This is a genomic window from Solimonas sp. SE-A11 (assembly GCF_030345715.1).
In the GTDB taxonomy this organism is placed as follows: domain Bacteria; phylum Pseudomonadota; class Gammaproteobacteria; order Nevskiales; family Nevskiaceae; genus Solimonas_A.
On sequence record NZ_JAUASX010000025.1, the window covers coordinates 51,554 to 69,088 of the forward strand.

Annotated in this window: 17 protein-coding genes; 8 read left to right on the forward strand and 9 right to left on the reverse strand. The window is 67.6% G+C overall.

From position 1 onward, the window contains the following. Window positions 1-18 precede the first annotated feature (18 nt). Complete coding sequence (locus tag QT386_RS21000; RefSeq protein ID WP_289275708.1) at window positions 19-2,181, forward strand: acetyl-CoA hydrolase/transferase C-terminal domain-containing protein; 2,163 nt, start codon at window positions 19-21, stop codon at window positions 2,179-2,181. Window positions 2,182-2,345: 164 nt separating this feature from the next. Here the strand turns inward: QT386_RS21000 and QT386_RS21005 are convergent, their stop codons facing one another. Then, window positions 2,346-4,508, reverse strand: coding sequence for an EAL domain-containing protein (locus QT386_RS21005; protein ID WP_289275709.1), 2,163 nt, complete (start codon window positions 4,506-4,508; stop codon window positions 2,346-2,348). Between the two features lie 120 nt (window positions 4,509-4,628). Between QT386_RS21005 and QT386_RS21010 the strand changes: the two genes are divergently transcribed. Next, window positions 4,629-5,576 carry a FimV family protein gene (locus QT386_RS21010; protein ID WP_289275710.1) on the forward strand — a complete coding sequence of 316 codons (948 nt, stop codon included), beginning with the start codon at window positions 4,629-4,631 and terminating at the stop codon, window positions 5,574-5,576. A 130-nt stretch (window positions 5,577-5,706) separates the two neighbouring features. Here the strand turns inward: QT386_RS21010 and QT386_RS21015 are convergent, their stop codons facing one another. Then, window positions 5,707-6,435: a sulfurtransferase gene (locus QT386_RS21015; protein WP_289275711.1), complete on the reverse strand. Its 729-nt coding sequence runs from the start codon at window positions 6,433-6,435 to the stop codon at window positions 5,707-5,709. Window positions 6,436-6,513: 78 nt separating this feature from the next. On the opposite strand from QT386_RS21015, the gene QT386_RS21020 reads away from it, so the two are divergent. Together QT386_RS21020 and gorA are read left to right on the forward strand one after the other, a co-directional pair. Beyond that, the gene (locus tag QT386_RS21020) at window positions 6,514-6,756 is read left to right on the forward strand and encodes a DUF1653 domain-containing protein (RefSeq protein ID WP_289275712.1); all 243 of its coding nucleotides are present in this window, start codon (window positions 6,514-6,516) and stop codon (window positions 6,754-6,756) included. Further along, a complete protein-coding gene (gene gorA, locus QT386_RS21025) occupies window positions 6,753-8,111 on the forward strand; it encodes a glutathione-disulfide reductase (RefSeq protein WP_289275713.1) in 1,359 nt (452 codons plus the stop codon). The genes QT386_RS21020 and gorA overlap by 4 nt, the downstream gene beginning before the upstream one ends. 95 nt (window positions 8,112-8,206) lie before the next feature. Here gorA and QT386_RS21030 read toward each other — a convergent pair whose 3' ends face one another. After that, window positions 8,207-8,701: a DinB family protein gene (locus tag QT386_RS21030; protein ID WP_289275714.1), complete on the reverse strand. Its 495-nt coding sequence runs from the start codon at window positions 8,699-8,701 to the stop codon at window positions 8,207-8,209. A 10-nt stretch (window positions 8,702-8,711) separates the two neighbouring features. Further along, complete coding sequence (speA, locus tag QT386_RS21035) at window positions 8,712-10,604, reverse strand: biosynthetic arginine decarboxylase (RefSeq protein ID WP_289275715.1); 1,893 nt, start codon at window positions 10,602-10,604, stop codon at window positions 8,712-8,714. Between the two features lie 63 nt (window positions 10,605-10,667). Here speA and speE point away from each other — a divergent pair, with 63 nt between their 5' ends. Next, a complete protein-coding gene (gene speE / locus QT386_RS21040) occupies window positions 10,668-11,522 on the forward strand; it encodes a polyamine aminopropyltransferase (RefSeq protein ID WP_289275716.1) in 855 nt (284 codons plus the stop codon). An 81-nt stretch (window positions 11,523-11,603) separates the two neighbouring features. On the opposite strand, the gene QT386_RS21045 is transcribed toward speE, so the two are convergent. Continuing rightward, on the reverse strand, window positions 11,604-12,014 hold the full coding sequence (locus QT386_RS21045; RefSeq protein WP_289275717.1) for a DUF4124 domain-containing protein: 411 nt from the start codon (window positions 12,012-12,014) through the stop codon (window positions 11,604-11,606). Window positions 12,015-12,083: 69 nt separating this feature from the next. On the opposite strand from QT386_RS21045, the gene QT386_RS21050 reads away from it, so the two are divergent. Next, window positions 12,084-12,332, forward strand: coding sequence for a CDGSH iron-sulfur domain-containing protein (locus QT386_RS21050; protein ID WP_289275718.1), 249 nt, complete (start codon window positions 12,084-12,086; stop codon window positions 12,330-12,332). 49 nt (window positions 12,333-12,381) lie between these two features. Here the strand turns inward: QT386_RS21050 and QT386_RS21055 are convergent, their stop codons facing one another. From QT386_RS21055 to glnK, 4 genes are all read right to left on the reverse strand, one after another. Further along, complete coding sequence (locus tag QT386_RS21055) at window positions 12,382-13,674, reverse strand: ammonium transporter (RefSeq protein WP_289275719.1); 1,293 nt, start codon at window positions 13,672-13,674, stop codon at window positions 12,382-12,384. A gap of 65 nt (window positions 13,675-13,739) precedes the next feature. After that, complete coding sequence (locus QT386_RS21060) at window positions 13,740-14,078, reverse strand: P-II family nitrogen regulator (protein WP_289275720.1); 339 nt, start codon at window positions 14,076-14,078, stop codon at window positions 13,740-13,742. A 117-nt stretch (window positions 14,079-14,195) separates the two neighbouring features. Beyond that, the gene (locus tag QT386_RS21065; RefSeq protein ID WP_289275721.1) at window positions 14,196-15,659 is read right to left on the reverse strand and encodes an ammonium transporter; all 1,464 of its coding nucleotides are present in this window, start codon (window positions 15,657-15,659) and stop codon (window positions 14,196-14,198) included. A 13-nt stretch (window positions 15,660-15,672) separates the two neighbouring features. Next, window positions 15,673-16,011 (reverse strand): P-II family nitrogen regulator, encoded by a 339-nt coding sequence (gene glnK / locus QT386_RS21070; protein WP_289275722.1) that lies wholly within the window; start codon window positions 16,009-16,011, stop codon window positions 15,673-15,675. A gap of 138 nt (window positions 16,012-16,149) precedes the next feature. Between glnK and QT386_RS21075 the strand changes: the two genes are divergently transcribed. Then, on the forward strand, window positions 16,150-16,404 hold the full coding sequence (locus tag QT386_RS21075) for an accessory factor UbiK family protein (RefSeq protein WP_289275723.1): 255 nt from the start codon (window positions 16,150-16,152) through the stop codon (window positions 16,402-16,404). A 3-nt stretch (window positions 16,405-16,407) separates the two neighbouring features. Continuing rightward, entirely contained in the window at window positions 16,408-17,430 is a 1,023-nt protein-coding gene (locus tag QT386_RS21080; RefSeq protein ID WP_289275724.1) for a YifB family Mg chelatase-like AAA ATPase, read from the forward strand. The last annotated feature ends 105 nt before the right edge of the window (window positions 17,431-17,535 follow it).

Below are 17,535 nucleotides of genomic sequence, written 5' to 3' on the forward strand. Positions count from 1 at the left end.
CGAGAAACGGAAGCCCGCATGACCGCTGCCAACCCCATGATGCTCGACGACGTCGAGCCCTGCGTCGACGCCATCATCGCCCGCGTCGGCAACGATGTGCGCATCGGCTTGCCGCTGGGCCTGGGCAAGCCGGTGGAGCTGGTCAACGCGCTGTATGCGCGAGCAAAGGCCGATCCGGCGCTGAAGCTGACCATCCTCACCGCGCTGTCGCTGGAACAACCCGAAGTCCCGGCCGGCGTCGAGGGCGCCTTCCTGGGCCCCTTCCTGGAGCGCGTCTTCGCCGGCGTGCCCAGGCTGGACTATGCCGCCGACCTGCGCCGCAAGGCCCTGCCGCCCAACGTGCAGGTGAAGGAATTCTTCTTCCGCCCCGGCAGCCAGATGGGCAACGCCCATGCCCAGCAGCATTACATCAGCACCAACTACACCTTCGCCGCGCGCGACGTCTTCAATCAGGGCTGCAACGTGGCGGCGCAGATGATCTGCAAGCGCGAGGATGCCGCGGGCCTGCGCTACAGCCTGTCCTGCAACCCGGACACCGGCCCCGAGCTGGTGACAATGCTGCGCGCCGCCGAAGCCGCCGGCCGCCGCCGCGTGGCCGTGGTCGGCGTGGTGAACCAGCAACTGCCCTACATGGTGCGCGACGCCGAGGTGGAGCCTGCGACCTTCGACCTGGTGGTGGATCACCCGCGCTACTCCAGCGCACTGTTCTCCACGCCCAAGCAGCCGGTGGCCACCGCGGACTACGCCATCGGCCTGCAGGCCTCGGCCCTGATCCGCGATGGCGGCACGCTGCAAGTCGGCATCGGCGCCCTGGGCGACGCCCTGGTCTATGCCGCGCGACTGCGCCAGCAGAAGAACGAGGCCTACCGCGCCGCGCTGGCGGCGCTGGACATGCCGCAGCGCTACGGCGAACTGCTGGCGAGTTACGGCGGCGATTCGCCTTTCGCCACCGGCCTGTACGGCGCCACCGAGATGTTCGTGGACGGCTTCATGGACCTGGTGCAGGCCGGTGTGCTCAAGCGCGAGGTCTACGACTTCTGGGCGTTGCAGCAACTGGTCAACGAGGGCCGCTGCGATCCGCGCCGGCTGGAGCCGGTGGTGCTGGAGCACATGGAGAGCCTGGGCCTGCGCGTGATCCGCACCGCGGACTTCGAGGTGCTGCAGCACCACGGCTTCTTCAGCGACGCCACGCGCTACGACCAGGGCCACCTGGTGGCCCCCGACGGCGAGCGCGTGCTTGCCAATGTGGCGGACCCGGAGGCGCGGCGCGTGATGGCGCAGAAATGCCTGGGCACGTCGCTGCGCAACGGCATCGTGGTGCATGGCGGCTTCTTCCTGGGTCAGCGGCGCTTCTACGACTGGCTGCGCGACATGACCGCGGAGGAGCGCGGCCGCTACTGCATGACCGGCGTCTACAAGGTCAACCAGCTCGACCACAACCCGCGCCTGTACAAGGCCCAGCGCGTGCATGCCCGCTTCATCAACACGGGCATCATGGCAACGCTGTCCGGCGCCGTGGTATCGGACGGCCTGGACAACGGCAAGGTCATCTCCGGCGTCGGCGGGCAGTACAACTTCGTGGCGATGGCGCACCAGCTGCCCGATGGCCGCAGCATCATCATGATCCGTGCCGTGCGCGAGGCCGAGGGCGGCGCCAGCTCCAACGTGGTGTTCAACTACGGCCACTGCACCATCCCGCGCCACCTGCGCGACATCGTGGTGACCGAGTACGGCGTGGCCGACCTGCGCTCGCAGAGCGATGCCGAGGTGGCCAAGCGCCTGATCTGCATCGCCGACTCGCGCTTCCAGGCCGGCTTGCTGGAACAGGCCGTGAAAGCCGGCAAGGTCGAGGCCGGCTGGCAGATTCCCACCGAGTATCGCGACAACACTCCGGCATCGCTGGAACGGCGCTTCAAGCCGCAGCGTGCGCAGGGGCTTTTCGATGCATTTCCACTGGGCAGCGACTTCACGCCGGAGGAATTGAAGCTGGCGGCGGCGCTGAAGCAGGTGAAGACGAAGGCCGGTGCGACACCGAAGTGGAAGCTGCTGCTGGGCCTGCTGCGCGCGGGCGAGCCGCCGGCGGCGATGCAGCCTTACCTGGCTCGGTTGAAGCTGGAGCAGCCCAAGACCTTGCAGGACAAGGTGGTGAGGATGTTGCTGGTGGAGGCGCTGGGCAACTGAGGTGAGCGTGTTTGCCCGAAGCGTTCACCCTTCGACAAGCTCAGGGCAAACGGTTCGGCCGCTTCTGGCAGGTTCCCTCTCGGCAACTGCTCCTGCATTGCCCTCTCTCGGGCATCCATGCCATCGCCCAACCCTCTCCCCGCTTGCGGGGAGAGGGCGGTGGTTCAAGTCATCAGAGGCCCCATCGCCTCCACGCCACGGCCCTGGAAGTAGCGGATGCCCATCGCGCTGAAGCGCTGCGCATCGCCCTTGCGATCCACATTCTTGGCGCCGATCGCCGCGCCCAGCGTCTTGGCCGAGGTCAGTAGCGCCTGCAGTTCCGCATCCGCCAGCGGGTCCAGCTGCGCGGCGGCCAGCAGCTCGGGCGAGAGCTTGACCATGTAGGGGCGCAGCTGTCGCGCCATGCGCAGCAGGCGCGTGTCGGTGCAGCCGTCGATCACCAGCTTCACGCCGATGCCGCCCAGTGCCTCGAGACCGGTGATGGCCTGCGACAGGCGCTGCGGATCCTCGTTGGAGCTGATCTCCACGGCGATGCGCTCCGCGGGCACGCCGTATTCCTGCAGCAGGCCGGAGAAGCTGCGCAGGTAGCGGTCGCTGGCCAGACTGATGGCGCTGACGTTGACGCTGATGCCGGCGTAGCGCTCCCAGAGCTCCGGATGCTCCTGGTAGCCCCGCAGCAGCCGGCGCAGCACCTCGATGTCCAGCCGGTCGATCTCGCCGGCGCGCTCCACGGCCTTGAGGAAGTGCTGCGGCTCGATCCAGTGGCCATCGCTGTCCTCGATGCGCACGAAGGCATCCAGCCAGGGCTGCAGGCCGGAGTCGGGATCGGTCGGCAGTACCGACTGCGAGATCAGGCGCAGGCGCTCCGAGCCCAACTGCTCGGCCACCCATTGCGCACGCTGCGCCTCGTCGTCGCCCTTGACCTCGCCTGCCGCGGCATCGCCGACGATCATGGCCTGGGTGCTGAGGCGGGCGGTAACGGCATTGACCACGGAATCCAGGCTCGGCGCGTTGCCGTCCACCTCGACCGCGGCATAGCGCACCATGGCGCGGCCGGCGTCGCTGGTGATGCGGGCCACTTCCAGCTGCGACAGGGCGCGGGCGGTTTCCATCGCGGCCTCCAGCTGCTTGATGCCGGCGCGGGCCGACAGCATCGCGAAGCTGCCGGCGCCGATGCGATAGACATCGCCCACGCCGTCAAGGCTGCGGCGCAGCGTGCGGCCCACGGCAGAAGCGAGGTTGTTGCGCACGTACTCGGAGGGATCGTCCTCGTCGCGGATGCCGGTGATGACGATCAGCGCGCAGTAGTGGCGCAACTCGAACTGCTGGGCAGACTTGATCAGCTCCAGCAGCCGCTGGCGAAAGGCCTGGGTATTCGGCAGGCCGGAAGACAGGTCCAGCAGCGCCGACACTGGTGCTACGGCTCCAGCCGTGGCCTGCTGCGCGTCCAGCCGGACGATGCTGCTGAGCGTGCCGTCGGCGTAATTGCGCGGCAGCACCGTGATCGACACCTCGCTGCGGGCCTGGTTGCGCGCCACCAGCAGGGCCTGCTCGACGCGCGGCAGGCCGGACTCGGAGCGCAGGGCATTGACCAGCCCCGGCATCGGCGAGCGCTCTTCGCCACCCTCCTTGTCGTTGCGATCCAGCAGCTGCATGGAGTTTTCGAAGGGAATGCCCACCAGGTCCGCCCGCGGCATCGCCAGCAGGTCGGCGGCGGCGGCGGTGGCGGAGATGATCACACCCTCGCCATTCACCTCCAGGATGCGCTCGGACGAGGCGTCCCACAGGGCCTGGGCCTTGTCGGCCTGCAATTGCAGTGACTGCGACAGCTCCTGGCCCTGGTCCTGCTGCGCCTGCAGGCGTTCGCGGGCCTCGGCCAGCTGGTCCTGGTAGTTGCGCGCCATCATCACCAGCAGGTCGATCTCTTCGCGGGAGTATTCCTGCTGTGGCTCCGCGTCGCGCTGCTGCGAACCCTGCGGAGAACGCATCTGCTTGATGCGCATCTGCATGATGTCGGCCGGTACAATCAGGATGCGCACCAGGTGCAGGTAGACCAGCGCCAGTGTGACCAGCAGGGCGCCGCCGAGCGGCAGCAGGAGGTAGTGATGCAGCTGCGCGCCGCTCAGCAGCAGGCCACCGGCCTCGAAGCGGGCATCGGCCGGGATCGTCAGGCGCACGGTCAACTGCAGCGCGGCCGCCAGCAGCAAGCCAAAGGCAAAAAGTCCGACGTAGACGTTGTAGCGGGCCCAGCCCCAGCGGCGGCGGCGGCCGTCCAGCCAGCGACGTACCCCGGCGCTCAGCCCGGACGTCTTCTTGGATAAGGTCATGTGCGATTCGGCGCGTGGCGCGCCTGCCCCCTTTAGATATTTTATCTACACCTGCAGGAGCGCTTCTGTACGTCTAGAATGTCCTACATGATGTAAGCCTATCAGACGAGACAGGGCTCCATGGAATTTCCGCATCGCCTCGCTTCGCTGCTGCTGGTGACCAGTTTCGCGGTGTCCACCGCCGCGGAGGCCGTGTCCCTGTCCGATGCGCAGTTGCGTTCCCGTCTTGGCCAGCGCCTCGACCTGCGCCTGGAACTGCAGCATGCCCCAGGCGAAGAACCCAGCATCCGCCTGGCGCCCGCTGCCGACTACGCGCGCCTGGGGATCGATCCGCCCTCGCGCCAGATGGGCGAGCTGAGCGTGGAGCGGGAGGCGATCGCCGAGGGCCGCGAGCAGATTCGCGTGCGCTCCACCCAGCGCGTCTCTGAACCGATCCTGACTTTGCTGCTGGAAGTGCGCGAGGGCAACACCCGCCTGATACGTGAGTTCACCACCTTCGTCGATCCACCTTCAGGCTCGTCGCCAAGTGCCGAACCGGCCCCTGCCGAGCCGCCGGTGATGCCGTTGCTGGGCGCACTCACCATGGAGCCTTCGCTGGCACCCTCCACTCCGCCGACGCGCCCTGCCCGTCCGGCGCGCAGCGAGGCCGGAACGTCCGCCGGCCAGGGCATGGCGCCGGCGCCGGCCATTGCAGCGCAGGCGCCCGCGGCAGTCCTGCCGCCGCTGCCGCGCTTCCAGCTCGACGAAGGCCAGGCGAACCGCTGGGATGACCGGCAGGTCGTGGTGGCCGCCGTGACGGCCGCTTGGCTACGCCGTGAGTTCGGCGGCGAGGAAGCCGATGGCGATGCGGCCGACTCCGGCACCAAGACAGCTTCGCGCGCCTTGCCGGCACCGACGCCCCAGGTCACGCGTATGCTGAACTCCCGCGATGCCCCGCCGCCGCCCTGGCGCAGCTTCCTGGTGCTGGTAGCCGTCACCATCGGCATCTTTGCCTATGCCCGGCGGCTGCGACAGCGCTTGATGAGCGAAGCGAAGGCGGAACTAGCCTTGGAGGCTGCGCCGGCCTGACTGGATTGCCAGAAGCGGGCTGCATGAGTCACGAGGCGCGCGGCGACCGACACGCATGGCTGCCGGCAGCGGACCTGGCAGGATGTGGAACATGATCGACGCGGTGCAGCCGGTCGGCGAGTGAGCCGCGTCAGGGCGCGAGGTCCGGCCCCAGAGCCTCGCGCTGGTCGAACACGAAGCAGCGCCCCCGATAGTGGCGTGAGCCAACGAGCTCGAAGTACTTGAGGATGCCGCCGTCCAGCTGGTAGACGTGCGGCAATCCTTCTTCGCGCATCAGCAGTGCGGCCTTCTCGCAGCGGATGCCGCCGGTGCAATAGCTGACCACGGTATGTCCCTCAAGCTCCGCGCGGTGCTCGTGCAGGCGCTGCGGGAACTCGGTGAACTTCGCCAGCCGCCAGTCCAGCGCGTTCTCGAAGGCGCCGTGATCCACCTCGAAGCCGTTGCGCGTGTCCAGCAGCAGCAGCGGCCGGCCTTCGTCGTCGTGGCCCGCATCGAGCCAGCGCGCCAGCGTCTGCGCATCCACCGCGGGTGCCCGGCCGGCCTCGGGGCGGATCATGGGGTGATCCATGCGAATGATCTCGTTCTTGAGCTTCACCAGCAGGCGACCGAACGGCTGCGCCGGCGACCAGCTTTCCTTGGCCTCCAGGTCGGCGAAGCGCGGATCGGCGCGCAATTCACCCAACCAGCCGCGCAGGACCTGCTCCGGGCCGGCCATGAACAGGTTGATGCCCTCCGGCGCCAGCAGGACCGTGCCCTTCAGGCCAGCCTGCCCCGCCGCCGCCAGCAGGCGCTCGCGCAGGACCTCGCGGTCGTCGAGACCGACGAACTTGTAGGCGGCGATGTTGAGGACGGAATCCATGGGGAGGCGGATTCTACACCCCGGCGTTCCGGCCTAAGATGGAACGCTCCGCCCCCCTGGCCCGTCCAAGCTCCTGTCATGAACGAAACCGACTTCCGCCCCGGCGTCTACCGCCACTACAAGGGCAACTACTACCTCGCCCTGGGCTTGGCCCGCGAGGACGAGACCAACGAGACCGTGGTGGTCTACACGCGACTCTACCCGCGCGAGGGCCTGCCGATGAGCACGCGCAAGCTGCGGGTCTGGAACGAGACGCTGGTGGTGAACCCCGGCGAGGCGCCGCAGGCGCGCTTCGCCTTCGTGGGGCACGAGCAGCCATGAGCCGCGAGGTCGATCTCTTCGTCATCGGTGCCGGCTCGGGCGGGGTACGCGCCGCGCGCTTTGCCGCCGGCTTCGGCGCCCGGGTGGCGGTGGCGGAGTCGCGCTACCTGGGTGGCACCTGCGTCAACGTCGGCTGCGTGCCCAAGAAACTGCTGTCCTACGGCGCGCATTTCCACGAGGATTTCGGCGTGGCGGCGGACTACGGCTGGAGCCCCGGCACGCCCGGCTTCGACTGGCCGACGCTGATCGCCAACAAGAACCGCGAGATCGCGCGCCTCAACGGCGTCTACCGCTCGCTGCTGCAGGGCAGCGGCGTGACGCTGGTCGAGAGCCACGCCCGCATCCTCGACCCGCATACCGTGGAAGCGGGCGGCGAACGCTGGCGGGCGAAGCACATCCTGGTCGCCACCGGCGGCTGGCCGCAGAAGCCGGACATTCCCGGCGCAGAGTTGGGCATCACCTCCAACGAGGCCTTCTTTCTGCCGCAACTGCCGCGGCGCGTGCTGGTGATCGGTGGTGGCTACATCGCGGTGGAGTTCGCCTCCATCTTCAATGGCCTGGGTGCCGATACCACGCTGGCCCACCGCGGCGAGCTGTTCCTGCGCGGCTTCGACCAGGGCGTGCGCGAGCACCTGCGCGACACGCTGCAACTCAAGAGCATGAAGCTGGAGTTCGGCGCCGAGCCGGTGGAGATCCTGCGGCGCGGCGATGGCAGCCTGGCGACGCGCTTCAAGGACGGCCGCGAGATCGAATCGGACTGCGTGTTCTTTGCCACCGGCCGCCACGCGATGACCGAGGGGCTGGGCCTGGAGAACTGCGCGACGAAGCTGGACGACAAGGGGCATGTGCAGGTGGACGAGCACTTCATCACCGCGGAGCCCTCGGTGCTGGCGATCGGCGACGTGATCGGCCGCGTGCAGCTGACACCGGTGGCGCTGGCCGAGGGCATGGCGGTGGCGCGGCGGCTGTTCCGCCCCGAGGAGTACCGGCCGATCGACTACCGGCTGATCCCCACCGCCGTATTCAGTCTGCCCAACATCGGCACCGTGGGCCTCACCGAGGAAGCCGCGCGCGAGGCCGGGCATGAGGTGAAGGTCTTCGAGAGCCGCTTCCGCCCGATGCGCCTGAGCCTGGGCGCCAACGGCGAGAAGACGCTGATGAAGCTGGTGGTGGATGCCGGTGACGACCGCGTGCTGGGCTGCCACATGGTGGGCCCCGACGCCGGCGAGGTCATCCAGGGCCTGGCGGTGGCGCTGCGCGCCGGCGCCACCAAGCGCGTGTTCGACGAGACGCTGGGCATCCACCCGACGGCGGCGGAAGAGTTCGTGACGATGCGGACGCCGCGAGCGAGTTGATCGCCAGTGTCCGTTGTAGGAGCCAGCTTGCTGGCGACAGCCAACTCCCCGTCGCCAGCAAGCTGGCTCCTACAGAAAATGTCGCGCGAGGCGATCTAGTCCGGCAGCGCCGCCAGGTCGGTCACGCCCGGGTCGATCCCGAACTGCATCAGCAGCGTGGTGGCCTGGCCACGGTGGTGGGTCTGGTGATTGAACACGTGGCTGACCATCTGCCAGGCCGGCCGCGTGAAGGTCTTGCCGGTCAGCTGGCCGGTGGCGCTGAAGGGTGCCGCCAGCCAGTTCTCGTCCACGGTCTCCACCCAGGCCAGGATTTCCGCGTCCAGCCGCTCACGCGCCGCACGCAGCGTGGCGAAGTCCGTGTACTGCAGCTTGCGCGGGTCCAGCACCGAGATGTCGCGCCCGGTGAAGCGGTACAGCCACGCGGTGTCGGCATAGACCAGGTGGTCCAGCGTGGCGTGCAGCGACTTGAAGAAGGCGCCGCGATCTTCCTGGCGCTGCGCCTCGCTGAGCTGCGCGGCGGCGTCATACAGCTTCTGGTTCATCCAGTGGTTGTAGCGCGCCATGCGGCGGCACCAGTCACGGCTGATCATGGGGTCTGCCTCAACCGCTCAGGTAGGTGTAGCCGGTCAGGCCGGCCTCCAGCTCCGCCAGCAGCGCGTCGCGCTGCGCCGCCGGGATGTCGCTGGCGGCGAATTTCTTGCGGTAGGCGCGTGCCAGGTCTTCCGGTGCGTAGTGCACGTAGCGCAGCAACTCGTCGGTGCGGTCGCCCTGTTCGGCGTCCTGCAGCTTCCAGCCGCCGTTCTCCACCACCACGTTGACGGCGTTGGTGTCGCCGAACAGGTTGTGCATGTCGCCCAGGATCTCCTGGTAGGCGCCGACCATGAAGAAGGCGATCAGGTAGTCCTCGCCCTCGCGCAGGGAGTGCAGCGGCAGCGTCGGCTCCAGGCCGCCGCGGTCGACGTAGGCGTCGATGCGGCCATCGGAGTCGCAGGTCAGGTCGCAGAGGCCGGCGCGCACGTCCGGGCGCTCGTCCAGGCGGTGGATCGGCAGGATCGGGAACACCTGGTCGATGGCCCAGGCGTCGGGCACGGACTGGAACACCGAGAAGTTGCAGAAGTACTTCTCCACCAGCTTCTCGCGCAGCTCGTCCAGGGCCTCGCGCTGGGCGCGGATGCTCGGATCCAGGCGTGGCTGCACCGCGCGGCAGACCGCGAAGTAGGTGCGCTCGGCATAGGCGCGCTGCGTCAGCGTCAGCGTGCCGTGGGTGTACTGCGCCTGTGCCTCGCCCAGGAAGGCGACGGCGTCGTGCAGGCATTCCAGCGGCCCGCGCGTGGCGATCTCGCCGATCAGCGCGTGCAGCTCGTGCAGGATCGCCGGGTCGCTCTCGGCAGGGGCGCCGGGGATACCGGTGGGCGCCAGCTCCTTGTCGATCACCGAGGTGATCAGCACGGCGTGGTGCGCGGTCAGCGCGCGGCCGGACTCGGAGATGATGTCCGGCTCCGGCTCGCAGGCGTCGCCGCAGACGTCCTGCAGGGTGCGCACAATGTTGCGGGCGTACTCGCGCTGGGAGTAGTTCATGGAGCAGTAGCTGCGCGAGCGCGTGCCCTCGTAGTCCACGCCCAGGCCGCCGCCGACGTCCAGCACGCTGATCGGCGCGCCGAGCTTGCGCAGCTCCACGTAGAAGCGGGCGGCTTCGCGCATGCCGCGCTGGATGTCCTGCACGTTGGCCACCTGGGAGCCCAGGTGGAAGTGGACCATCTGCACGGAGTCCACGAAGCCGGCGGCGCGCACCTGCTCCAGCGCCTCCAGCACCTGGCTGGTGGACAGGCCGAACTTGGACTTCTCGCCCCCCGTGTTCTGCCACTTGCCGGCCGAGATCGAGGCCAGGCGCACGCGCAGGCCGATCAGCGGCTTCACGCCCAGGATGCGCGACTCCTCGATCACCAGCGGCAGCTCGGAGGGCTTCTCGACCACGATGTAGACCTTGTGGCCCAGTTTCTGGCCGATCAGGGCCCGGCGGACGTAGCCGCGGTCCTTGTAGCCGTTGCAGACGATGACGCTGCCCGGGCGGGCCACGCCCAGCACCGCGGCCAGTTCCGGCTTGGAGCCGGCTTCCAGGCCCACGCGCTCGCCGCCGTGGCGGACGATCTCCTCCACCACCTCGCGCTGCTGGTTGACCTTGATCGGGTAGACCGCGGTGTAGCCGCCGGCGTAGCCCAGCTCGGCGATGACCCCGGCGAAGGCCCCGGTGAGGGCGTCCACCCGGTCGTGCAGGATGTTGGCGAAGCGCACCAGGACCGGCAGCTGCAGGCCCTCGGCGGGCAGCTTGCGGGCCAGTTCATAAAGGTCGATCTCGACCGCGGACGCCTCCCGCTGGGGGCGCACGGTCAGGTGCCCGGACGGGTTGACGTCAAAATACCCCTCACCCCACCAGGGCATGTTGTAGAGGTCGCGGGCCTGGGCAGGGGTCCAGGGGGCGTTGATGTCATTCATTGGCAAGGCTCGGGCCGATATACTCGCGGCCGCGAATTCTACCCCCTTCAGGAAGCGATCCCCATGACACTTGATTCCCGCTGGTTCACCGAGCCCATGGAAGCCACCGGCACGGCCTTCTCCCTGAAGGGCAAGAAGCTCCACGAGGAGCAGACCCCCTTCCAGAAGATCGAGATCTGGGAGACCGAGACCTTCGGCTACCTGATGACCATCGACGGCTGCACCATGGTCTCCACCCGCGACAACTTCCTCTACCACGAGATGATGTCGCACCCGGCCCTGAACTCCCACCCGGATCCCCAGAACGTGGTGATCGTGGGCGGCGGCGACTGCGGCACCCTGCGCGAGGTGCTCAAGCACCCCGGCGTGAAGTCCGCTACCCAGGTGGAGATCGACGAGCGCGTCACCCGCTTGTCGGAAAAGTACTTCCCCGAGCTCTGCGACAAGAACGGCGACCCCCGCGCCACCCTGTTCTTCGGCGACGGCATCCAGTGGATGAAGGACGCCGCCCCGGGCTCCATCGACCTGATCATCATCGACTCCACCGACCCGGTGGGCCCGGCCGAAGGCCTGTTCGGCAAGCGCTTCTACCTGGACTGCATCAAGGCCCTGAAGCCCAACGGCCTGCTGGTACAGCAGTCCGAGTCGCCCCTGCTGCACCTGGAGCTGATCAAGGAGATGCACCAGGCCATGCGCGAGGCCGGCTTCGCCCAGACCACGCTGCTGCACTTCCCCCAGGTGATCTACCCCTCGGGCTGGTGGTCCGGCTCCATCGCCAGCAAGCAGGCCGGCCCGCTGGCCCAGCGCCTGGACGAGAAGGCGATCGAGGCCCTGGACACCCGGTTCTACAACGCCGACACGCACCGGGGCGCCTTTGCGCTGCCGACCTACGTGAGGAAGGCGCTGGCGGGGCTCTGAAGCCAACCGCTGCGAATAAAAACGGGCCGCATTGCGGCCCGTTTTTATTTGACACTTTCCTTAATTAAATTTAATAAATAATCACTTCACGGCGGTGGGGGCCGGTGCTGGCGCGGCACGCCCGGAGCAGACGTCGTCCGTTTCCTTCTGGGCCAGCGCGATCAGCTTCTGCCGGTCCTCGGCGCTGTATTCCTTCTCCCGCCCCAGGGCATCGCGCTCCACCACGCGGGCCGCCTTCTGGTAGGACTCGAGTTCCTGCTTCTTCTTGTCGCAGGCGGCCTTGTCGACCTCGCCAGGCACCGCCGCCGGCGCCGGCGCCGATCCCGGCGAAGAGGCTGGCGGGGCATTGACCCCCACCCGCTTCCAGCCAGGCTGAGGCTGGTCGCCGTAGTGGACGCGACCATTGGGGTCCACCCACTTGTAGACCTCCGCGGCCATCGCCGGCGCCACCGCCAGCGCCAGGCCCAACGCCATCACCCTCGCCATCCGCATGCTTTCGCTCCAGTACGACTCTTGAGGCCAGTGTATTACGCTGCCATCAGACCTGTCAGCGACACCCGGATGCAGCCAGAAATCCCGCAAAAAGCCGCCTACGCCCTCGACCTGGAACCCGGCGATTACCTCTGGTGCGCCTGCGGGCGCTCGCAGCGCCAGCCCTTCTGCGACGGCTCACACCAGGGCACCGGCTTTGCGCCGCTGCCGTTCACGATCAAGCCGGGACGGGTGCGCACGCACTGGCTCTGCGGCTGCAAGTACAGCAAGCGCCCGCCGTTCTGCGACGCCAGCCACAACCGGCTGCCGAAGAGCTGAACCAAGAAGGGCGGCCCGCAGGCCGCCCTTCTTGGTTCACAAGCCCCGCTCAGAGCGTCTGCAGGTCGTAGCCGCGCTCGTTGTGCTGCGTGGTGTCGAGGCCCACGGTTTCTTCCTCGTCGTTGACGCGCAGGCCGGTCAGCACGCCGACCAGCTTCAGCAGGCCCCAGGTCAGCACGGCGGTGTAGGCGATGGTGGCGCCGATGCCGAGCAGCTGCACGCCGAGCTGCGAGCCCATGTCCATACCCTCGGCATAGCCCTGGCCGCTGAACACGCCCAGCGAGGACGAGGCGAAGATGCCGGCGGCGAAGGTGCCGAGCATGCCGCCGACGCCGTGCACGGGGAACACGTCCAGGGAGTCGTCGATCTTCAACACGCGCTTCAGTCCGTGGGTGGCAAAGAAGCAGACGAACCCGGCCGCCAGGCCGATCACCAGGGCGCCACCGGGGCCGACGAAGCCGGAGGCCGGCGTGATGGTGCCCAGACCGGCGACCATGCCGGTGACGATGCCCAGCGCCGAGGGCTTGCCGTACTTCACCCACTCAATGGCGCTCCACATCATGGCGCCGGCCGCGGCGGAGAGGTGGGTCACCAGGATCGCCATGGTGGCGTTGCCGCCGGCGGTGAGGGCCGAGCCGCCGTTGAAGCCGAACCAGCCCACCCACAGCATGCCGGCGCCGGTCACGGTCATGGTCATGTTGTGCGGCATCATCGGCGTGTGCATGAAGCCGCGGCGCGAGCCCAGCACCACGGCAGCCACCAGGGCGGCGACACCGGCGGTGATGTGGACCACGGTACCACCGGCGAAATCCAGCAGGCCGCGCTTGAACAGCCAGCCGTCGGCCGCCCAGACCCAGTGGCAGACCGGCAGGTAGACCGCCAGCAGCCACAGCACCGAGAACAGCAGCATGGCCGAGAACTTCATGCGCTCGGCGAAGCCGCCCACCACCAGCGCCGGCGTGATGGCGGCAAAGGTCAGCTGGAACATGGCGAAGGCGGTCTCGGGGATGCTGCCCGACATGGAGCCCTCGGTCACGCCCTGGAAGAAGGCCTTGGACAGGCCGCCGATGAAGCCGTTGCCCGGGGCAAAGGCCAGGCTGTAGCCACAAACCAGCCAGATCACCGATACCACGCAGACGATGGCGAAGCACTGCATCAGCACCGACAGCACGTTCTTGGCGCGGACCAGGCCGCCGTAGAACAGGGCCAGGCCGGGCAGGCTCATGAACAGGACCAAGGCGGTCGAGGTCATGATCCAGGCGGTGTCACCGGAATCGAGGCCCTCCTGGGCCGACGCCGCCATGGGCACCAGCGCCAGCAGTGCGCAGATCAGTTTCTTCATAAGCTCCCCCTTGAGCATAAAAAAACCCCCGTCGACGTTGACGGGGGTGTGTTGTATGGCGGACTTCAGACTGCTTCGACTCCGGACTCGCCCGTGCGGATGCGGACGGTCTGGTCGAGGTCGTACACGAAGATCTTGCCGTCGCCGATCTGGCCGGTCTTGGCAGCCTTCTGGATGGCTTCCACGGCCTTGTCGACCATGTCCGGGCCGATGGCCACTTCCAGCTTGATCTTGGGCAGCAGGTCCACGGTGTACTCGGCGCCGCGGTACAGCTCTGTGTGGCCCTTCTGGCGGCCGAAGCCGCGCACCTCGGTCACCGTCATGCCCTGGACACCGATGTCGGCCAGCGCCTCGCGGACGGCGTCGAGCTTGAAGGGCTTGATGATGGCGATGAGCATTTTCATGGGCGGCTCCGCGGGTCGGGGCTGAATTTTGGAGCGGCAAGTCTACCACCGCCCCCCGCCAAAAAAGAAAAGGGCGGGTGCTTGCGCACCCGCCCCCTACCACGTTGCAGCGATCCTTTAGTTCAGGATGTAGCCACGCTCGCCGTGCTCGGCGATGTCGAGGCCTTCGGTCTCGGCTTCCTCGGAGACGCGCAGGCCACCGGTCAGCAGCGAGGTCACCTTGAGCAGGATGAAGCTCAGGACACCGGTGTAGACGATGGTGAACAGCACGCTCTTGATCTGGATCCAGACCTGGCCGCCCACGGTGGCGCCCTCAGCCGGGCTCCACACGCCGCCGAACTGCGGGAAGGCGAAGACACCGGTCAGCACGGCGCCGACGATACCGGCCACCGCGTGGACACCGAACACGTCCAGGGCGTCGTCGTAACCCAGCGCCTTCTTGAGCTTGGTGGCCGCGAAGAAGCTGATGACACCGGCGAGCAGGCCGAGGATCAGGGCGCCCGAGGGGCCCACCGTACCGGCAGCCGGGGTGATGGCCACCAGGCCGGCAACCGCACCGGAGGCGATGCCCAGGACCGACGGCTTCTTGTGGAACACCCACTCGATCAGCATCCAGGACAGGGCCGCAGCGGCGGTTGCGATCTGGGTCACCAGCATCGCCATACCGGCCGACGAACCGGCGCTGACGGCGGAACCGGCGTTGAAGCCAAACCAGCCGACCCACAGCATGGCCGCACCGACGATGGTGTAGACCAGGTTGTTCGGCGGCATGGCGACGCTGCCGTAGCCCTTGCGCTTGCCGATCACGATGGCAGCCACCAGGCCGGCGATACCCGCGTTGATGTGCACCACGGTGCCGCCGGCGAAGTCGAGCACGCCTTCATCCCACAGCAGCGCGCCGTCACCGCTCCACACCATGTGGACCATCGGGAAGTAGCAGATGGTGCCCCACAGCGCGGTGAAGATCATCATCGAGGAGAACTTCATGCGCTCGGCGAACGCACCGACGATCAGCGCCGGGGTGATGATGGCGAAGGTCATCTGGAAGGTGATGAATACCGACTCCGGAATCGTCATGGTCAGGCTGTCCAGCGTCAGGCCGGAGAGGAAGGCCTTGCTGAATCCGCCGACGAAGCTGGCGACGTTGATCACGCCCTTTTCCATGCCGGTGGTGTCGAAGGCCATGCTGTAGCCGTAGACCATCCACAGGACGGACATCAGGGCGGTCACCGCAAAGCACTGCATCATCACGGAGAGCACGTTCTTGGCGCGGACCATGCCGGCGTAGAACAGCGACAGGCCCGGGATGGTCATGAATAGCACCAGCACGGTGGCCACGATCATCCAGGCCGTATCGCCGCTATCCGCCTTGGGGGCTTCGGCAGCGGCTTCCGCCACCGGGGCGGCTTCGGCCGGAGCAGCTTCAGCCACCGGAGCGGCGGCCTCGGCGCTGGCAGCGGCCTCGACGGCGGCTTCGGCGGCAGCAGCCGGAGCGGCAGGCGAGTCGGTCTGCGACCACGCGGGCGCGGCGAGGCCGCACATGGCGGCCAGCATCAATGCACTTAGAGTCTTACGCATCATTGTCATGATTCCCTTAGAGAGCGTCCTTGCCAGTCTCACCCGTACGGATACGGATAGCCTGGTCGAGGGTGAAGACGAAGATCTTGCCGTCGCCGATCTTGCCGGTGTGAGCCGCCTTGCTGATGGCGTCGATCGCGCCGTCGAGCTTGTCGTCGTCCACCGCGACTTCGATCTTCACCTTCGGCAGGAAGTCGACGACATACTCGGCACCGCGATACAGCTCGGTGTGGCCCTTCTGGCGGCCAAATCCCTTGACCTCCGTCACCGTGATGCCGGCGACGCCCAGATCCGAGAGTGCTTCACGCACCTCGTCCAGCTTGAACGGCTTGATGATCGCCGTGATTAGTTTCATGAAAAGACTCCTGGGTCGGAAAACGTGTTTTCCGCCGGAGCAAAACCGAGGCCCCCAGCGGTCATGCCCGAAAAAGCACGGAGCGTGCCAACCGGCGCCGGCTGCCGCTAAACTGCTGTCGTTCCCGGAGATTTCCTGATGATCGACCCCCGCCAGCTCGAAGACCTCGCCAACCGCCTCGGTGCCGTGATCCCCCCGGGGCTGCGCGGCATGAAGCGCGAGCTGGAGGACAACTTCCGGGCCGTGCTGCGCGCCAACCTGGAAAAATGGGACCTGGTCTCACGCGAGCGCTTCGACATCCAGGCCGAGTTGCTGGCCCGCACCCAGGCGCGCCTGTCCGCCCTGGAGAAGCGCCTGATCGAGCTGGAAAAAAGGAACGCCCCGGGCGCCTGAACCATGAGCCTGGCGACGATCCTGAGCCGGGCCCAGAACGGCCTGGCGGCCGATCCGGTGCGCGTGGAGGTGCACCTGGCCGCGGGCCTGCCGGGCCTGAGCATCGTCGGCCTGCCGGAAGCGGCGGTGCGCGAGTCCAAGGACCGCGTGCGCGCGGCCATCGCCAACTGCGGCTATCAGTTCCCCAACCGCCGCATCACCTGCAACCTGGCCCCCGCCGACCTGCCCAAGGATGGAGGACGCTTTGACCTGGCGATTGCCCTGGGGATACTGGCCGCGTCCGGCCAGATTCCCCTGGAGCGACTGGAAAATCTTGAAATCCTTGGTGAATTGTCCCTTTCCGGCGAAATCATGCCGGTGCAGGGCGCGCTGTCGGCGGCCCTCAAGGCCACGACCTCCGGCAACCGCCTGTTGATCCCGGCCGGCAACTTCGCCGAAGCCAGCCTGGCACAGTCGGCCGAAATCCTGACGTCGCACCATCTTGGTGCGTTATGTGCTGCGCTTCATGAGGGCAAACTCAGCGCCCAGCGCACCAGCCCGGAGCGCCCGGCCGCCGGGCCACAGCCGGACGTGGCCGAAGTACGCGGCCAGGCCCAGGCCAAGCGCGCCCTGGAGATCGCCGCCGTTGGGGGACATTCACTGCTGATGATGGGGCCTCCCGGCTCCGGCAAGTCCATGCTGGCCCAGCGCCTGCCGTCCCTGCTGCCGCCGATGACGGAGGAGGAGGCCCTGGAGGCGGCTGCCATCTCCTCGATCGGTCCCGGTGGCTTTGATGCGCGAAAATGGGGCGTCCGCGCGTTCCGCTCGCCACACCACACCGCCTCCGGCGTAGCCCTGGTGGGCGGTGGCAGCAGCCCGCGGCCCGGCGAGATCACCCTGGCGCATCACGGCATCCTGTTCCTGGATGAGCTCCCCGAGTTCGATCGCAAGGTGCTGGAGGTGCTGCGTGAGCCGCTGGAGAGCGGCAGCATCACGGTATCCCGCGCCGCCCGCCAATCCGACTTCCCCGTGGGAACACGCAATTAAAACCCCCACCGACAAACATGCGCCGTTAGCGGTTTGTGGGAGTTTGAATTGCCGGGAATTAAAACTTCTCCGCCTCCCAGGGATGCACCAAAATGTTGCTCACCT